The organism is Aquipuribacter hungaricus (assembly GCF_037860755.1).
Taxonomy (GTDB): Bacteria; Actinomycetota; Actinomycetes; order Actinomycetales; family JBBAYJ01; genus Aquipuribacter; species Aquipuribacter hungaricus.
The window spans coordinates 1-18,028 of sequence record NZ_JBBEOI010000051.1 but is presented as its reverse complement, the minus strand read 5'-3'; the positions used below and the strand labels follow the sequence as shown (position 1 = coordinate 18,028).

Here is an 18,028-nt window from a genome sequence, read left to right as displayed (position 1 = left end):
GGGGACGCGGAGGCGGCGCGGCCGGCGCTGGCGCGGGTGGTGCGCGGCTGCGCGGCCGCGGCCGCGGACGAGGCGGAGTTCGTGCGCCGGCTACGCCGCGACGGGCTGCTGGTCCGGCCCCGGTACGCCGCCGGTCGCGATGACGTCATCGCCGGCTACTCCGTCGCCCTCCGGCCCCCGACCAACGGCACGGGGGAGGAGCGGCCGGTCTGGTACGGCGGCGGTCACCTCGACCGGGACCTCACCCTTCCCCGGCTGCGTCAGGGTTGGCCCGACACCCCGATCAGCGCGAGCGAGGCGGTGGCGGAGTGGAACGCCGGCCGCCGCGGCACCCGAGCGGTCGCACCTGGGCGGGAGACGACGGAGCCCGCGCCGGAACTGTGGCAGCAGTACAGCCGCGAGGTGGCCGCGCTGCGCGAGCGGCTGCGCGCCGTCCCGGTCGAGGACCGTGCCACCTGGGCCCACGTCGCTCACGACACCGCTGGCGCGTTCGCGGCGTGGTCGGTACGGGTCGAGCCCGTACCCGGACCGCTGGCGGCGACGGCGGACTCCCTGGCGCGCTCGGCGCAGCTGCGCGCCTACGAGGCGTGCGCTGGGGGAGCGACGGTGACGGCGCGGTCGTCATCGTCGTTTAAAGGGGCGGCGCTGCTGCTGTCCTCCATTGCGCAGGGGGGGAAGGGGACCGTGGCGCAAGCAGTGCTGCTACGGCAGCTGGCGAACATGGCCAAGGCCATCCACGACGCCCACCAGGCCGCCGGCGAAGCTGGGCGAGCTGCGCAAATCGCGGCGGCGGTCCGCACCCAGCTTCGGAGCCTCGAGGCGTCCCTGCCGGCCCTAGTGCCCGCCGGTGGACATGCCACGGACACCAATACGGGGTCGTCCAGGGGCCGCACGGGTGCACCCGAGCATGAAGCTGCGTGGCTGGCGCGGACCGGTCAGGTGCCGGTAGAGACGTCGCCGCCAGAGGCGCCCGGTTCAGCGGTGCCTCGCCCCGTCCGAGCGGTCGATCCGCAGTGGGGTCTAACGAGAAGAACTGCCAGTGAGGTGGAGAGGTAGCAACGCAGGCGGAAGCTCGCAGCAGGCGCGGTCCACCGACAGGTGCACCGCAAGCGGACAGGGGGATCGGCAATGAGGGACGACAGCGACGGCGTGGACGAGGTGCTCGAGGCGACGCTGCGGATGGCGCTTACCGCGGCGGGGCGGCTGGCGGAGTTGGCCGCCCGCGATTACGAGCGGGCAGCCCGGTCGCAGCAGGCGGTGACAGAGGCCGAAGTTCAGCACCTGCAGGCTCGACTCGTTGCGGAGCGGTCCGCCGCGCGGGTTGAGCCTCCGCCGGTGCGAAGTAACGGCTTCGCTACACAGGACCACGTACTGGCTGCCACTCATCAGGCCAGACCTGCGATCGCGACAGTGGAAACGCTGGCAAACGGCGGGGCCAGCCAATCTCAGCGGCTCATCCCGTTGAGCGGTGAGCGCCGCAATTGGGCCTTAAGGCGGGGGCCCAGAACCGCGATGGGTCAGGCTTTAGCGTCTGACGAATGACAGTTGCTTAAGTTCGAAGTCTTGAAATACTGCCACAAGAAGCTGTACGAGAGACTGTGAAGATCTAGGCAACACACAGCACGATCGGCCTCCAAAGGTGGGCGGCTGTACTTCCCAGCGCGGGAGCGGGACGTGCACGACTGTGGGCTTATGGCATAGCTATCACGGAAGTGCCGCCGGAGAAGGGTTTCATCAATGACGCAGCATCTCACATTTGCAAACCCAGCGTTCATTTTGTCATTAGGGGACCGGAAGGTCACCAGTACCACCCGTGGCTCCACGACGGTGGTGACGCACGATCCGCTAGCGAACAAGACAGTTATTGTCATCGGTGAGATGGCATCCTTTGTCATCTCGTACGCGGGGTTGGCGTATATCGACAGACTTCCGACCGACACGTTTATCGCCCAATCCATTTTGGAGCGCGCCAGTGCGATTGCTGTTAACAGCCAAACCGGCATCCGGATCGAGCGCAATGAACGGCTTGGTTTACACGAAGTGCTAGAGAAGGTGCTCGGCCGAATAAATAGTCGATTCCCGAACCAGTACGCGAACGAGCGTGCGCAGGGTTTGGAGTTATTGATCTCAGGCTGGACCTGGCGGCCCAGGGATCGACGGATGGGGGTTGGCCGCCCAAGAATGTTCGTTGCCCAGGCCGTTTGGGACCCGAAGAGCCGTCGCATGGCATTGAGCGTCATCCCCCGGCCCTTAAGAGCCCTGTGGTGTAGTGCTGCTCCTCGCTCAGCTAGCTTTTCCTGTTCTATTGGCTCTGATGCGGGGGTTCGTCGCACTTTCGACGATGTACACGAATCGCTTAGCACCATTGAAGGTTCCTACGAACCAGCTACCGCTCTGAGAGTCTTATCCGACGGTATGCGGAGAGCCGCTGCGTTGCCCAAGGGCTCAACGATTGGGACAGATCTAGTCGCAGTCTTGCATTCGCCCGGCCTATCGCCATTGATCACGTCGGTGTACATGCCGACAGAAGACTCAGTGTTGAACGCGTACACTCCCTGGGTCATCGGCGATCAACTTGCGTGTCCGCCCATGATGTTTACTGGTTTAGACTGGCACTTGGATGGCGGTGACCTTGACGCCCCGAGCAACCCAGTCGTTGCGTTCAAGAGTTTGAATAGACGACCGCGAGAAGCAGGAGAGTTGCTCGCGACTTTGTCCAGTCAGCCAAGAGCGCCCCGCCCGAAGTGACAGACTCGCAGGGACGACGCTCGAATGAGCGGCGAACATCGAGGTGTGACATTAGAACCGCGGGGTACTGGCTTGCTTCCGACCGACATGGCGAGGGACGGTTCGGCGGTCTCATGAGTCCCTCGGCCTCGCTGCCGCTACTGCTCCTTCTGTCCTATTTGGTCAGATTTGAGGGGGCTTTCGCGTTCTTGCGACCAAGGTATACCTTGCCAAAATGCTGAACTTGCGCCTGCGGTTCCTTGTCGCCTGGATCGCTGGTGCGTCGCTAAGCGCTGCCAGCGTGCTTCTCGTCCTTCCTCCCGCCCATGCGGGCATCCCGGCCTGCGAAGACACGGCTTGGACTCCCATCGGTTGGCGACTGCCCGCGGCGGACTTCAACTGGGGATTCCACCACAACCCACTTACAACTCCACCCGGGGTCAATAGTGCCGTAGCCGGGAACGCTATTCTGGCCGGAGCGGGTGGATGGAACGAAAAGCGTGTAAGTGCGGCCGACTGCGACGAATACCTCGCTAGTTGGACCAAATTTTCCAGGCAGGCAGACACGACCGCCACTCCAGGAGTTGCCGACAGCTGGAATCAGGTCGGGTTTCAAAACATGAATGCAATAGCGGCGAACACCAACCCTGACTGCGCCAACAGGATGCGAGCCGACGTACTATACGCACTTGTCTGCACCTGGGGCAGCGGTGGGTACAACTCCGGCAGAATCTTTCAGGCTGACGTCATTTTGAACTCCGAGCCACAGTTTGCCGATCGATGGACTACCAACCTAGCAACGACCGATTCGACGGACTTAATCATACAGTCAGTCGCGACTCATGAGTTTGGGCACGTGATAGGCCTTGGGCACCTCCTGCCAAATCTCGGCACCAACTGCAATTTCGATAACGATCACTTTAGCCTGACGATGTACAGGGACTTGTGTCCGAGTAACCCGGGCCGGACTGCCAGGTGGTACACCCTAGGTAATGGAGACGTGCGTGGACTGGTCACGGTCCCAAATTAATCTCCGACCCTCGACCGAAAGAAAGGTGAAGCAAATGGCTGGGACTAGATGGTCGACCACGCTTTTCGGTGTCGCCGCTCTCCTGTCGCTGAGCCTTACTAGTTGCGGCGGTGCTACGGAACCAGCTGTAGCCATGCCAGTGGAGTCGAGCATCGGTTCTACGGAACCCGTCAAGGCACCTGAGTCTATTCTCGTCCTCCCAAGTGACGGGTGGTACCTAACGCTGGTGACGGTTGCGCCTGAAACCGAGCGTCGGGTGTCTGGGGCTGCTCTTGAGAAGCAGGCACTCTCAGCCGGTTTCCCTGACGCCGTCGTCCTACCGTACCCCGGGCCCACTGAGGTGTGCCTTGGGCAACAATGTTCAGGCGACGGTCCCGGCCCAGAGGAGGCTTCTGTGGTAGTCCTCTCCAGCGTCGACGGTCCCGATTATACCAGCGCTGAAACTTCGAACGCAGTCCTAACTGAATGGTGGAGTGCTGTAGGAGACCCACTTGAAGCGCGTGCCGCGGAGAGCGGCCTGCCATCCCCACAAGTTCATTGGTTGTCCTTCTCAAACCTTCGCCCGGCGACTCAAGTAGCATTCGAGGAGTTTGCTGTGACGCGGCCATAGTCCAGCTTGCGCTGCATCAATCGATGGTGTGGCTCGATGTCTTTCGGACTGCGCCCTGCCGTGTCGAGCACGAAGCAGGAGGCTTAGACTCTGCTTCCGCTGAAGTCGGGAGGCGGAGCACGACGGGTGAGGCGCTTCCAGTCGGCTGATGTGACATAAGTCTTATTATCGGCCCTTGCTCATCGTCGAGTGCCAGGGCGAAGAGGGGCACCGGGCGGCGCTGCTGACCGGGTGGCGCGAGATGGTTCGGGGCGCTCCAACCGGGCGACGCTCTCAGGGTGCCAGGGCAGAGCACAGCCGTCGGCCACCCGCGCTGCGCTCGACGGTGGCGGGCACAGGGTGGCGCCGGAACTGTTGCTCCCCCACGTGGAGCGGCTGTACAGGTGGGCCGGCGCGAGCACCCTCACCATGTGACATGCGGATCGGCCAGCTGGCGGCACGCGCGGGCACGACGTCCGATGTGCTTCGCCACTACGAACGGGCGGGTCTTCTGCCTCCGCCACCCCGGAGCGTCAACGGCTACCGCGACTACACCGACGAGGACCTTCAGCGCGTCGTCTTCGTCCGATCGGCGCAGGCCGCCGGCCTGACCATGCGCGAGATACGGGACGTCGTGTCGCTCCGCGACCGCACCGGCCGGCACCGGGGTGACATGCCCTCGGTGCTGGACCAGCGGGCTGCCGAGCTCGACAGGCACATCGCCGAGCTCACCGCGCTGCGGGACGGGTATCGGCAGCTGCTAACAGCGCCACACGCCTGTACCCGGAAGCATCCCTCGGGGCACGGCAGGATTCCTGAACGGCGCCGGCTGAGCTGCCCACGACGGCGCGGCCCCACGGCGACCGCCCCTGCCCTGGACGCGGGTTGCCGGCTTCACCCGGTGAGGCAGCGCCTCGGCTGCTGGCTCCGTGTCGCTCAGGGGCGCGTGCCGCTGGGGGGCGGTCCGCTCGGTCGGGTCCCGCCCGACGAACCGGGGACGCCGGAGGGCATGCCGTCCCCGGCGAGCTGACCGCCGGTGGGGGTGGTGGTGGTGTCGACCCCGACAGGCAGCGAGACGGTGTACCCGCTGGTCACGTCCCCGCTGACGGTGGCCAGCTGGAGCGCTCCCCCGTCGTCGCCGAACACGTTGTCGTCGGTGAGGCTGACCTGGGCGAGGGTGTCGACGGACGCGGCGTACCCGTCCTGGGCGTAGACCTCGTGGCAGACGTCCTCGGGCAGGGCGACCTGCGAGGTGGCGATGACGCCGGAGGCGTCGACGATGGCGGCCTCGTCCGGGTAGACCTCGAAGTGGATGTGCGGCCAGCGGCCGCTGTAGCAGGCAGGGAAGATGCTGGTGAAGCGGACCAGGCCGTCGACGTCGCTGACCTGCACCCCGCGCAGGTAGTTCTCCTCCGTGATCCCGTCGGAGTACATCGAGTAGCGGCCCTCGCGGTCGCAGTGCCACACGTAGACCGCTGCACCAGCCATCGGTGCTCCGCCGTCGGCGATGTCGACGAGGTTCAGCTCGAGGGTCATCGGGACGCCCTCCGCCGTGCCGGTCGCCTCCCCGAAGCTGGAGCGGATGTCGTCACGGACGATGCCGCTCTCCTCCAGCACGTCCGGGCCGTTCGAGCCGTCGCCCGGGTAGGGCCCTGCCGTCTCGTCAGGGATCTCGCCCGTCCCCGATGCCGTGGTGGACGACGCGGTCGAGCCTCCTGGAGACGCCGTGGTCCCGCCGCACGCGGCGAGGGCCAGACCGGGGGCCGCAGCCAGGACCCCGAGCATGCGGCGTCGAGCCAGCAGGGTGCCGACGTCGAAGGCGAGCCCCTGGTCGACGAGCTCGTCCTCGGGGCGGGGCAGCGCACGGCCCTGGTAGGTCGGGGCCACCGGTGCGGTGGGTACGGTCGACGGGTGGGGTCCGGTTGCGCGCGGTGCTCGTGTCATGAGAGCAGGCTCGGGGTGCCGGCTGTGCCAGGGCTGTGGGCACTCGGTGCCTTACCTGTGCCTTGGGACGGGTGAGGCGAACGTGGTCTGCGGCCCCCTCGGCGCTGTCCGGCGGTACGGGCCAGGGCGTCGACGGCAGCCGCCCCCCCGGACACCGCGCCCGGCTCGGCCGGGAGGGGGCGTCACCTGTCCCTAGGCGCGCGACCGGCCATCGGTGATGGACAGGCCCAGACCGGCCGGCGTGCTCACCCGACCGGGGCGAGGACGGTGGTGATGTTCGCGCGGACGGCGTCGACCACCGCGGCGGGGACCTCGGCCAGGCCGTGGTCGGCGGCGGCGTGGGCGGCCACCAGGGCGAGGATCTCGGCGTCGTCGCCCCCGCGGAAGGTGCGGGTGCAGCCGGGGACCACGTCCCCGCAGGCGAAGCTCTTGAGGGCACGGGCGGGCATGAGGCTCATCGGGTCGTCCTTGTCTCGCGGCAGCTGTCGGTAGTTCCGCGCAGCCCGGCTACACACCGGCGTCCCGTGCGAGATCGGAATCTCCATGTGGCCGGTAGATCGACTGATCGGGTGGGAAGAGCCACACGGTGGGCCGTCCGACGGGGGGCGGCCCGGACACAGCTCAGCAGGCGCTCGGTGAGAGCTGCTGGACCCGGGCAGCGACGTCGTCGCAGACAGTCCGCACGTCCTCGGGCGTCGTTCCGGCGGGATCAGGGACGGACCCACCGCTCAGGTCTCGGCCTCCTCACGCGCAGCGCGGGCGACGACGTCGGTGAGGGTTGCCTGCAGGCCCTCGAGGTCCGGCAGCTGGCGTCGCTGCTCTGCGCTGAGCGTCTCGTACGTGGCGACAGCCAGAGCGGCGTTGGCGCTGGCCAGGGCGTAGCGGACGACCTGCTCGTCGCGGCTGGTGCACAGCAGCAGGCCCACCGTGGGTGCGTGGACGGCGTGGTCGCGGACCCGGTCGTCGACGACGGCGACGTAGGTGCCGAGCTGGCCGACGTAGGAGGGGGAGAACCGGCCGATCTTGAGCTCGACGACCACGTACCTGAGCTGGGTGACGTGGAACAGCAGCAGGTCCACGACCAGGACCTCGTCGCCGACGTCGAACCGCACCTGCCGCCCGACGAAGGCCATGCCGTGCCCGAACGCCGAGAGGGTCCCCTGCAGCCGGTCCATCAGCGCCTGCTCCAGGTCCCGCTCCCCGGCCCGGGCGGACAGGTCGAGGTGGTCGAACAGGTACGGGTCCCGGGTCAGCTGCTGCGCGAGCTCGGAGTCCGGGGCGGCCAGCCGGGCGGGGAAGTTCGACGGCGCCGCGCCTGCACGGGCGTGCAGCCCGGAGGTGATCTGGTGCTCGAGGACGTTGCGCGACCAGCCATGCTCGACCGCCTGTCCGGCGTACCAGTCACGCAGCGCCGGGTCGTCCAGACGGTCCAGCAGGACGGTCACGTGGCGCCAGGGAAGTTGTGCACCAGCCTGGTGCACAAAGTCCCCGTCCGGCCACGCGGCCGCCAGGGCCCGCATGTACTGCAGGTTCCGCCGCGACCAGCCGCGCTGCTCGGGGAACTCCTCACGCAGGTCCCGCGCCAGCCGGTCCACGATCTTGGCGCCCCACCCGGCGTGCTCCTGCCGCTGCAGGATGTCCCGTCCGATCGACCAGTACAGGGCCAGCAGCTCGGTGTTCGCCGCCCGCGCGGCGCGGACCTGGGACGTCCGCACCCGCTCTTTCAGGCGCTCCAGCAGGTCGCCGTAGCCCTCCGGGACAGGCTCCAGCTGCTGCTCCACCACCACCACCACATCCTGCCCCGTGCCGTCGCAGGACGGGCCCGAGCCAGTCGCGCAGCAGACAGTTGCGCGGCAACCGACGCGCCGGCTGTTCGCGCGGCACGACGAGGAGGGCCGCGCCGAGGGCCGTGACCGCGCCACCGGTCGTCGTGCGCGCCGTCGATGTCCTCAGCGGTCGCTGCTGCGGCGCCAACCGTCCCTCCGCAGCTCGCCAGGCGACGGCGTCCCGGTGGACGCCCACAGCTGGTAGACGTCGATCACCGCGAGGTCCGCGCCCGCTCTGGACGCGCGGAAGAGGCTGTCGAGGACGAGCCGGTCCCGACACGGGTCGGTTCCCCCGAACCAGGCCCTCAGGTGCCGGCGATAGGCAGCGACGACGTCAGGGTGCAGGTACCTGGCCTCGGTCGGCGACATCTGCGCGCAGAGCCCCACTGCCGCCGCGGCCAGGTCCCCGTCGTCACTGTCTGTCCTGGTCTGATGGCCCCCCGTCATGTCGTGAGGCTAGCTCGGGCCCTCCGTCGGACCATCGCCGCGGCCGGCCTAGCGGGACCTCATGGGGCGGCGGGTGGTCGGCCCTCCGTGACACCGATGTGGAGGTGGTCCCTGTGGAGGTCGTCGGCGAAGTACTGGGGTCGTTCCCCGTTGAGGTCGAACGGGCCGCCGACCTCCGTGGCGCCCAGCTGGCCGGCCCTGGTCATCACCCGAGCCAGGAGGTCGCGGGAGGTCGAGGGGTCGACCACCGGGGACCCGTCGACCCGCCAGATGTCGACGGCGCGCCCGCGTGAGTGGTTGGACTGGCGGTCGGTACCGAAGACGTTGGTGGGGTGGCCGGTGGAGAAGGCGAGGACCTCGATCGTGTGGTCCCGGGACAGCCCGTCCAGGACCGCGAGCACGGGATCGAGAACCGTGCCCGCCCGGACGTCGGCGGCAGCGTCCGCCGGCAGCACCACCCGAGGGTTCACCAGGACCGCCTGGCCGAGCGCGGTGGGGGCCCCGGTCCCCGGGGGTGGCTGGTCGGGGTCGACGGCGACGACGGACCACCCGAGGGCGGACGGGCTGAGCCGGACGTCGAGGGTCATGCCGCGCACCGAGGTGGTGCCGTCGGACAGTGCCATGGTCTGGTCCACGGCGATCATGACGCTGGCCCCGGCCGTGGTCAGCCCGCCGTACTGCGGGTACCGGACGGCCGTGACGGCAGCTTCTCCGCCCTGCTCGAGCAGCCGGGACAGGGCGGGTGCCAGGGCCGGCTCGAATCCAGCGGACGTCAGCCGCCGGGCAGCGGCCTCCAGCCCTGCCCCGCCGACGTCCCAGGTGCCGGCTACCTGGACCAGCCGAGCGGCCAGCGCTTTGGTCTCCGGCTGCACCTCCCCCGGCCCCGGCGCCCAGGGCGACAGGGCAGGCAGCACGACCGGGGTCACGTCCTGCGGCTCGGCAGCCGCCGGGGAGGTGGCCTGGTCGGGGGGAGCCGGGCGCGGAGCGGCTGCGGGTCCGCTGTCCTGGTCGCCCGGCCGGCCGGTCGGGGCGAGCGTGCGGCCGCCACGGCCGGCCGTGCCGGAGCAGGCAGCAAGAAGTGCTGCGGCCCCGACCGCGCCGAGGCCCGCGAGGGCTGCACGCCGCGAGGTACCGGCCGGTGCGGCAGCGGTCCCGGGCTGCTGGTCGCGGGACCTCATCCGCCACCCCGCGAGACCGAGCGTGCCCGCGCGTCGGTGGCTGGCCGCGTGGTGGGGGTGAGGCGGTACGTGGACACCGCCATGCCGTCGCGCGTCAGGTGCTCCTCCTCGTACTGCCAGCCCAGCTTCTCGTAGAAGCGGCCGGCCCCGCCCGGTCCGGCCACCGTGGTCAGCCTGGCGTCCTCGGCGCCCGACAGCGCCGCCCGCACGACGAACCTGTCCACCAGCGCCCGACCGGCACCGCTGGAGCGGAAGGCGGCGTCGACGGTGACCGCCGTGATGACCGCGACCCGCACCGGCGGCCCTCCGTCGTCGGTCCGGGGGCCCGCGACCGGCACCGGCGCCGCAGAGCGCCGAGGCACCCGGGCGAGACGGCGGAGGTAAGGCTTCGCGCGCGTGCGCACGAAGTGCACGGCGAGGCGGGGGCGTAGCAGCAGCGCGCCGGCACCGGCCACCGTGAGCGGCAGCCGGTGCCGGGCCACCACGTCCTCGACCAGCCGCACCTGGTCGGTGCTGCCGATGAGGAAGCCGACCGTCACGGGTCCGGACTCACCGACCTGCTCGGCGACCAGGGCGATGCCGTACGGGGACTGCAGGAAGGTGCCGTGCCAGCGGCGCAGGAAGGCCTGCCCCAGGTGCGGGAAGAGTCCGTGCGGCAGCAGCGCCTCGTGCTGTCGGGCGGTGTAGCCGAGATCGCTCGGGGCGGCGTCGCGGACGACCAGGCGGTTAGGAGACGACGAAGACATGCATGACCTTTCTGAGGACCGACGGGGGGAGCACCAGCCAGGTGCGGGCTGACGAGACGGGTCGTCTCGCAGCCGAGGTCGTCGGTCCGGTCAGTCAGGACGTTCGCGGCCCCCTGCGGCGCGGACGGCCCCGAGGAAGCCGTCCGGGACCTCCTCGGTCACGTGCTGGCCGTCGTGCAGGAGCACGTCGGCCCCCAGCGACGTCATCCCCTGCTCGCCGCCGTAATGGTGGTGCCCGCCTCCCGGCGCGTGGTCCCCACCACTCGCGTCGTGGGCCACGGACAGCTGGTCTCCTCGCTCGTCCAGGGCGCCCGCACCGGGAGCGGGCGCGCCGTCCGTCACACCCGCACCCGGCTCTGCTGCCGGCTGAGCGGTGGCAGCCACCGACGCGTGGCTGTGCGCCGTCTCGTGGTCGTGAGCCAGATGGGGCGAGAGCGCGACCGTGGAGAGCAGCACCAGCACGGCGACCAGGGCGCCACGCAGGAGCAGGACCCGCCCACGCCACGTCTCACGCCCCCGCACCACTCCCCCAGGATGTCGCACCCGCTCGGCGACACCGCAGCGACACGGAGCGACACGGAGCGACACCGAGCGACACCGAGCGACGCGAGGTAACACCGCGCAGCCTGCAGCAGAGACCGGGCCACCGAGGGCGAGGCGGAGGACCGGTCGCTGACGTGGTCGGTCCCCGAGCAGCCCCAGACCGACCGGCGCCACGACCGGCTCAGGTCTCAGCGTCAAGTCGGGGCTCGAGGTTGCCGACGGGTCCCTGTCCCGTGACGCCACCCCTGTACGACGAGAGGAACCATCCGTGCGCGCGCTCTCTCCCCTGTGGTGCGGCCTCGGAGCGGCCACGCTCCTCGTCGCACCGACCGTGACACCTGTCTGGGCGCAGGAGCGTCCCGTGCAGCCGCAGCTGGACACCCTGGCGGTGGTGACGGACGTCGCCGAGGGCGCCGTCGTCGTCCCGCAGGACAGCGTCCCGGGCACCCAGGCGGACGCGGCGGACCTCGTCGTGGTCTCGCCCGAGACCGAGGTCGACGACTTCGCGCTCATCGGCGCGGTCCTGCCCGAGGGGGTCGCGGCGGGTGACGTGGAGGTGCGCGTCCGCCAGGACGGCGTCTGGGGTCCCTGGCAGCAGATGGAAGGCCTGGACGGGGGACCTGACGCCGGCACCGACGAGTACGCCTCGACCGGCGCGGTCAGCGCCACCGCGCCGCTGTGGGTGGGTGACTCCGAGGCCGTGCAGACCCGGGTGTCCATGGACCTGGGTGAGAGTGCCGCCGGCGTCGAGCTCAGCCTGGTCGACCCGGGCGGGTCCCCGGCCGACGCGGGCGTCGTGGCCCCTGCTGCATCGGCTGGCGCCGCGACGACGGCGCCGGCCATCGTCAGCCGGGCGGCCTGGGGGGCCGACGAGTCGCTGCGCTGCTCCTCGGTGGACTACAGCCCCACCATGAAGGCCGCTGTCCTGCACCACACCGCCGGCAGCAACTCCTACGCCACCCCCGCGGAAGCGGTGCGCCAGCTGCGGGCGGACTACGCCTACCACACGCAGACGCTGGGCTGGTGCGACCTGGGCTACAACTTCGTCGTCGACAAGTTCGGCACGATCTACGAGGGTCGCGCCGGCGGCGTCAGCCGGCCCGTCGTGGGCGCCCACGCGGGCGGGTTCAACAAGGACACCTTCGGGGTGTCCATGCTCGGCAACTACAGCACGGTGGCGCCGTCGCCCGCCATGAAGCAGGCCGTCACCGACCTGATCACGTGGAAGCTCTCGCTGCACGGCGTGGACCCCCGGGGCCAGGCGTCGCTCACCTCCGCCGGCGGCGGTACCGCCCGCTGGGCCGCGGGCACGGTCCGGACGCTGCCGGCCGTCATGGGTCACCGCGACGTGGGTCTGACCGCCTGCGCCGGCGACGCCGGCTACGCGATCCTTCCCGCAGTCCGGGACGGTGCCCTGCGCGGCGGCGAGGCCGCCGACTTCGTCAGGGCGCTGTACGCGGACCTGCTCGGCCGCGCCCCCGCCGACAGCGAGCTCGACGGCTGGGCCGCCCAGGTGGCCCGCACAGGCGACCGCTGGGTCGGTGTGAAGGGCTTCTCGGGCAGCCAGGAGTTCCGCCGCCGCTTCGTCAGCGAGGCCTACGCGGACGTCCTGGGCCGTCAACCCGACACCGCCGGCCTCACCAGCTGGGTCAACGACCTCGCGTCCGGCCGCGCGACCCTCGACGACCTGCGGGTCCGGCTCATGCAGAGCCCGGAGTTCTACCAGCGCGCCGGCGGGACCGACGACGGCTTCGTGCAGTCGCTGTACCTCCGCTCGCTCGACCGGTCGTCCTCGGCGTCGGAGCGGGCCGGCTGGACCCGCGTCGTCGCGCAGCAGGGCCGGAAGGCCGCCGTCCAGGGGATCTGGAACAGCTACGAGAGCTCCCTGCGCCGCGTCGACCGCTCCTACGGTCGCTGGCTCGGCCGACGAGCCAGCCCCGCCGAGCAGGCGTACTGGTCCGCGACGGTCGTCACCGCCGGGGACGAGGCGATGCGGGAGGCCGCGATGGTCAGCTCGGAGTACCTGGCCCGGGCGCGCGCCCGCTTCTGACCGCCGACGAGCAGGGCAGCGCCCTACCGGCGGTCAGCCGGCCCGCGGCCGTGCCCCTCGCGGCCGCGGGCACCAGCTCCGTGCCGCGGAGACATGGGAGGCGTGAGGCCGTGTCCGTCCGGCCTCACGCCTGAGCGACCCTAAGCCGGTCGGCGAGCCACCTCCAGTCCCGGTCGGGAACCCGAGCGGCTCCCGGCCGGGGCCGCCCCCGGGTCCTGAGGGTTGGGGCCCCCGACCAGCGCACCCCCACCGGATCCCGGCCGGGCGGGGCCAGGTCCTCGTCGGACCGTCGACCGGTCGGTCGCCTATCGTCGTGGGCGTGTTGCCGCCCGGCTGGTCGTCGGGCGCAGGTGCTGGGGCGGTGGTGGCCCTGCTGCGGGACGGGCGACCCCGGACACGCTCGGAGCTGGTCGCCCTCACAGGGATGTCCCGCTCGGTGGTGGCGCGCCGGGTCGATGCGCTGCTGCAGGCCGGGTGGGTGACCGCGACCGGGGGCAGCAGGTCGGACGGGGGGCGGGGGCCGTCCCGGATCGCCTTCGACGCCTCGACCGGGGCCGTCCTCAGCGTCCTGCTGGACACCACCTCAGCGCGGTTGGGCGTCACGGACCTGAGCGGGCGGGTGCTCGCGGAGCGGGTGGTCGACCTCGAGGGGCGGGACGGACCTGAGGAGGTGCTGGCCCGGGTGGTCGCGCTCGGCCGGGCTCTGCTCGCCCGCTCGGTCGGTGCGGGCGCGCGCCTGGCCGGGGTGGGCCTCGGTGTGCCAGGACCGGTCGAGCGCACGACCGGCCGGCCTCTGGGGCCTTGCCCCACACCTGAGTGGGAGGGCTTTGACGTGGCGGGTCGGCTGAGGCAAGACCTCGGTCCCGTCGTCGCCGTGGACAGCGCCATGAACGTCGCGGTGCTCGGTGAGCGGTTCACGGGCTTCCGTGGCGTCGAGAACCTGGTCCTCGTGCGGGTGGGCGACCACATCGGCTGCGGGATCATCTCCGGCGGGGTGCTGTGGCGTGGCGCCCGGGGCGGGGCCGGAGACCTGGGGCACGTTCGGGTGAACGGGTCCGACCGCGTGCTGTGCGGGTGCGGCAGCGTCGGCTGCCTCGAGGCTGTCGCCGGCGGCGAGGCGGTCGCAGCCCGGCTCGCGGCCCGGGGGCACGACGTGCGCACCAGCCGTGACGTCGCCGCCCTGGCACGCGAGGGCGACCCCGACGTGCTGACGGAGCTCCGCGTAGCCGGCCGGCACCTGGGCGAGGCCCTCGCGGACGTCGTCGGCCTGCTCAACCCTGCCGTGATCGTCGTCGGTGGCGCCCTGGTCGACCCGGCCCTGCACCTGCTCGCCGGAGTCCGGGAGGTCGTCTACGGGCGGTCGTCGTCGCTGGCGACACGGCACCTGCGCATCGTGCCCACCGGTCACAGTGAGGGGGCCGGGCTGGTCGGAGCGGCCGTCATGGTCATCGAGCAGCTCCTCGACCCCGGCGAGGTCGACCGGTCACTGACCTGGGACTGAGGTCTGCCCGGTCTGCCCGGCCTGCTCGCCTCGCGCCGCCCAGCGGTCCCCCCCGCGAACCAGGCACCAGGTGCCTGGGACCACGCGGGCTCCCGCGCAGGACCCCATGGCTCGCGGGTCCGTCAGGACGGCACGTTCCCCGGGTCCGCGCTCTCAGAGGACCGTCCTGACGAGCAGGAAGAGGTTGAGGGCGATGATCACGGCGGCGGCGGCCGCAGCTGCGAGCGTCGTGATGCGCCTGTTGACGAGCTCGGCCATGAGGTCGCGGCGCCGGGTCAGCAGGACCAGGGGCACCAGGGCGAAGGGGATCCCGAAGGACAGCACCACCTGCGACCAGACCAGCGCCTGGGTGGGGTCCACCCCGACCGCGAGGACGAGGAGGGCGGGGGCGAGGGTGAGGGCCCGGCGGGCGAACAGCGGGATGCTGCGCTGCAGGTACCCGGCCATGACGACCTGCCCGGCGTAGGTCCCCACCCCTGAGGACGCGAACCCCGACGCCAGCAGCGCGAGGGCGAACAGCAGGGCGGCCGGCCGGTCGAGCGCAACGGCAAGGGCGGAATGGACGCTGTCCAGGCTGCCGCCGTCGGCCAGCGGCGCCTGTCCGGGCCGGTGGAACAGGGCTGCGGCGATGAGGAGCATGGCGGCGTTGACGAGCCCCGCGAAGCCCATCGCGATCGCGATGTCCAGGCGCTGGTGGCGCAGCAGGTGCCGACGTTCCGAGGCGTCGACCGCCTGCACGCGGGACTGCGTGAGCGCGGAGTGCAGGTACACCACGTGCGGCATGACGGTGGCGCCGAGGATGCCTGCGGCGAGCAGGACGCTGTCGACGCCGTCGAAGGCAGGGACGAGCCCCGCGGCGGCTGCGCCGGCGTCGGGGGCCGCGCGGAACAGGTTGACGACGAAGCCGACGAGGATGACGGCGAACAGCCCCCCGATGACCAGCTCGAAGCGGCGGTAGCCGCGGGTCTGCAGCGCCAGGAGACCGAACGCGACCACCCCGGTGATGAGGCCCCCCTGCAGCAGCGGGATCCCGAACAGCAGGTTCAGGGCGATCGCGCCACCGATGACCTCCGCGAGGTCGGTGGCGATCGCGACGGCCTCGGCCTGCACCCACAGCCCGCGCGTGACGGGGCGGGGGAAGTGCTCACGGCACAGCTCCGGGAGGTTCCGTCCCGTCGCCAGCCCGAGCTTGGCCGACAGGTTCTGGATGAGCATGGCGGTGAGGTTGGCCGCGACGATCACCCACAGCAGCAGGTAGCCGTAGGTCGCGCCGGCCGAGAAGTTCGTGGCGAAGTTCCCCGGGTCGACGTAGGCGATCGCCGCCACGAAGGCCGGGCCCAGCAAGGGCAGGGCACCCTTCAGCCGCCCGCGGGCGCGGAGGGCGGCCACCGCGCTGACGGAGGCTCCGCCCGCCTGCTGCTCGGGGAGCGGTGCCCGGCCTGGCGCCGGAAGACGAACCTCGACAACTGTCACGGGGGCCTCGCTCCGCCTCAGCAGCCACCACCGGAGGCGGCTCGCGTCAGGGCTCTACCCAGCGGCGAGGGTCCGTGCGGGCCAGCCGCTGTCCCGTCCGGGCCAGCCGGTCGCGAAGGCTCCGGCATGCCCGGGACGACCTCCCGCACCTGCCCCGACCGGGGGTCGTAGCGTACGGATGTGAGATCGACGCGGACGGCTGCCCTCGTGACGGTTCTCGCTGTCGTCTGCGTGGTGGCCGCCGCGCCGGCGTCGGCCCACGCGCAGTGGCTCGGGTCGGACCCCCAGGAGGGGGCCACCCTCACAGAGCCGCCTGCGTCGGTGGTCATGACCTACTCGGAGACCATCGCCCCTGAGTTCGTGGAGACCGCGCTGATCCCCCCGGACGGTGAGCCCGTGCTCGCCGAGGGCACAGCCGGCGGGGTGGATGTGGTGATCGACGTCGCTGGCGCGGAGGGGTTCGCAGCGGTCGCCGACCAGGCTGGCCAGTGGCAGGTCGTGAGCCGCGTCGTCAGCGCCGACGGACACCCGATCGAGCACACGACCACCTTCGAGGTCGTCCCCGCAGCCAGTCCGGCCGCCTCCGCCGGCGCGTCGTCCCCGCCCGCGACCCAGCCGTCGGCCACCGATACCCCCGCCGCGCGGGCGACAGACGGAGCCGCGGCCTCCGCCGAGCCGGTCCAGGCCGGGGACGAGCCGGCTGCCGGCGCGGGTGACGGCGGGCCCGGGTGGACCGCCCCGATGGCTGGTCTCGCGGTGCTCGTCGCGGTGGTCGCGGCCGTCGTCCTGCTTCGGCGACGCACGTCAGCCGCGCGCTGACCCCTGCGGGCTGAGCCCTGCACGCTGAGCCCTGCGGGGCAGGCCCCGGCCGGACGCCCGACCGGTGGGGAGCAGCGGGCCCCGGCGCGTCCGGACCAGATCGAGGAGAAGCCCGTCCGCTGCTGACATCAGGGGGACGAGAGGAACAGACGGGCCCCTCGGTGCTCACGATAGGAGCCCCGGTCCTGCAGGGCCAGCCCCAGGGGCGGGGCGTCCTCGTCGCGGCCCCCGGGCTGGCATGGGCCGACGCAGCCGGGCCCGCGGAGCAGGTGCAGCTCCGCGGACCCGGGTGGTGCGACAGGCTCAGATCACCCGGCGCTGACCGCGTGGTCGCCGCCGCCGCCGCCCAGGGGGCCGGCGAAGGTGTACTCGGGACCGGCCGGGGCCGGGACGAGGAACCGCCCGGGGACGCGGCTGCCGACGACACCGTTGACGGCTTCGGTGGAGGCGGCGTAGGTGAGGACGGAGTAGGCGACGGCGTCGGCGTTGACCTCGAGGGCGTGGGTGTCGAGGTTGTCGAGGTCGTCGCACTCCTGGTGGTAGCACTGGTCGAAGGACTCGCCCGCGACGCCGCCCCACAGGGCCTGCTGCTCCGGCGTCTTGACCTCCTCTGCTCCGGTGAAAAGGCCACCGGAGGGGATGCCGTTGTCGATGAACGCCTGGTAGTCCGACCGGCCGCTGAACTCGGAGTCGTCGTAGGGCTCCCCGCGCAGCGTGTAGAACTCCTCGAACGTGGTCTCGATGTCCTCCGAGCCCTCCGGCACGACGACCGGCGCGGCGAAGCTGGACTCGTCAGCGTCGTACACGCCGAAGAAGTAGTTCGGCGAGCCGATCATGTCGAAGTTGAGGTAGAGCGCGATGTCGTCGAGCTCCTCGGGCGTCTGCTGGCCGACCCACTCGGTGGAGCCGATGAGGCCGAGCTCCTCCGCGCCCCAGAAAGCGAGACGGACGGTGTTCTGGGTGCGGAGCTTCCCCATCTGCTCGGCGAGCTCCAGCAGCGCCGAGGACCCGCTGGCGTTGTCCGACATACCCGAGCCGACCTCGACGGAGTCGATGTGCGCGCCGGCCATGACGATGTTGTCGTCGGTCTTCCCGGCGAGCTCGCCGATGACGTTGTACGAGGTGACCTCGTAGAAGTCGATGGTGACGCGGGCG

At 71.0% G+C, this 18,028-nt stretch carries 12 protein-coding genes and 1 pseudogene; 6 read left to right on the top strand and 7 right to left on the bottom strand.

Going from position 1 to position 18,028, the window contains the following annotated elements:
• The 3 genes and pseudogenes from WCS02_RS08170 to WCS02_RS21170 all read left to right on the top strand — a co-directional run.
• A pseudogene (locus tag WCS02_RS08170) lies at positions 1-1,056 on the top strand (relaxase/mobilization nuclease domain-containing protein); the annotation flags it as partial.
• Positions 1,057-1,149: 93 nt separating this feature from the next.
• Positions 1,150-1,542: a hypothetical protein gene (locus WCS02_RS08165; RefSeq protein WP_340291854.1), complete on the top strand. Its 393-nt coding sequence runs from the start codon at positions 1,150-1,152 to the stop codon at positions 1,540-1,542.
• A gap of 3,066 nt (positions 1,543-4,608) precedes the next feature.
• Positions 4,609-5,376, top strand: a complete 768-nt coding sequence (locus WCS02_RS21170; RefSeq protein ID WP_422665416.1) for a heavy metal-responsive transcriptional regulator — start codon at positions 4,609-4,611, stop codon at positions 5,374-5,376.
• On the opposite strand, the gene WCS02_RS08155 is transcribed toward WCS02_RS21170, so the two are convergent.
• The 5 genes from WCS02_RS08155 to WCS02_RS08135 form a co-directional block, all read right to left on the bottom strand.
• Complete coding sequence (locus tag WCS02_RS08155) at positions 5,283-6,290, bottom strand: intradiol ring-cleavage dioxygenase (RefSeq protein ID WP_376984530.1); 1,008 nt, start codon at positions 6,288-6,290, stop codon at positions 5,283-5,285. The genes WCS02_RS21170 and WCS02_RS08155 overlap by 94 nt on opposite strands.
• A gap of 245 nt (positions 6,291-6,535) precedes the next feature.
• On the bottom strand, positions 6,536-6,748 hold the full coding sequence (locus WCS02_RS08150) for a DUF1059 domain-containing protein (RefSeq protein ID WP_340291847.1): 213 nt from the start codon (positions 6,746-6,748) through the stop codon (positions 6,536-6,538).
• Between the two features lie 270 nt (positions 6,749-7,018).
• Positions 7,019-8,077 (bottom strand): PDDEXK nuclease domain-containing protein, encoded by a 1,059-nt coding sequence (locus WCS02_RS08145; protein ID WP_340291844.1) that lies wholly within the window; start codon positions 8,075-8,077, stop codon positions 7,019-7,021.
• 545 nt (positions 8,078-8,622) lie between these two features.
• Positions 8,623-9,489, bottom strand: a complete 867-nt coding sequence (locus WCS02_RS08140; RefSeq protein ID WP_340291842.1) for a hypothetical protein — start codon at positions 9,487-9,489, stop codon at positions 8,623-8,625.
• A gap of 248 nt (positions 9,490-9,737) precedes the next feature.
• A complete protein-coding gene (locus tag WCS02_RS08135) occupies positions 9,738-10,487 on the bottom strand; it encodes a GNAT family N-acetyltransferase (RefSeq protein ID WP_340291840.1) in 750 nt (249 codons plus the stop codon).
• Between the two features lie 904 nt (positions 10,488-11,391).
• Here WCS02_RS08135 and WCS02_RS08130 point away from each other — a divergent pair.
• Both WCS02_RS08130 and WCS02_RS08125 read left to right on the top strand, forming a co-directional pair.
• The gene (locus tag WCS02_RS08130) at positions 11,392-13,080 is read left to right on the top strand and encodes a DUF4214 domain-containing protein (protein WP_340291838.1); all 1,689 of its coding nucleotides are present in this window, start codon (positions 11,392-11,394) and stop codon (positions 13,078-13,080) included.
• A gap of 319 nt (positions 13,081-13,399) precedes the next feature.
• Positions 13,400-14,581, top strand: a complete 1,182-nt coding sequence (locus WCS02_RS08125; protein ID WP_340291836.1) for an ROK family protein — start codon at positions 13,400-13,402, stop codon at positions 14,579-14,581.
• Between the two features lie 153 nt (positions 14,582-14,734).
• On the opposite strand, the gene WCS02_RS08120 is transcribed toward WCS02_RS08125, so the two are convergent.
• Positions 14,735-15,970, bottom strand: a complete 1,236-nt coding sequence (locus tag WCS02_RS08120; protein ID WP_340291834.1) for an Nramp family divalent metal transporter — start codon at positions 15,968-15,970, stop codon at positions 14,735-14,737.
• Positions 15,971-16,261: 291 nt separating this feature from the next.
• Between WCS02_RS08120 and WCS02_RS08115 the strand changes: the two genes are divergently transcribed.
• Positions 16,262-16,873: a copper resistance CopC family protein gene (locus WCS02_RS08115; RefSeq protein WP_340291832.1), complete on the top strand. Its 612-nt coding sequence runs from the start codon at positions 16,262-16,264 to the stop codon at positions 16,871-16,873.
• Positions 16,874-17,181: 308 nt separating this feature from the next.
• Here the strand turns inward: WCS02_RS08115 and WCS02_RS08110 are convergent.
• On the bottom strand, positions 17,182-18,028 hold an 847-nt coding region (locus tag WCS02_RS08110), incomplete at its 5' end, for a M20/M25/M40 family metallo-hydrolase (RefSeq protein WP_340291830.1).

Bases quoted from the DNA above. Each gene is read 5' to 3' on its own strand.
- WCS02_RS21170 (WP_422665416.1), top strand. From the start codon at position 4,609: ATGGTTCGGGGCGCTCCAACCGGGCGACGCTCTCAGGGTGCCAGGGCA.
- WCS02_RS08155 (WP_376984530.1), bottom strand. From the start codon at position 6,290: ATGACACGAGCACCGCGCGCAACCGGACCCCACCCGTCGACCGTACCC.
- WCS02_RS08150 (WP_340291847.1), bottom strand. From the start codon at position 6,748: ATGAGCCTCATGCCCGCCCGTGCCCTCAAGAGCTTCGCCTGCGGGGAC.
- WCS02_RS08135 (WP_340291840.1), bottom strand. From the start codon at position 10,487: ATGTCTTCGTCGTCTCCTAACCGCCTGGTCGTCCGCGACGCCGCCCCG.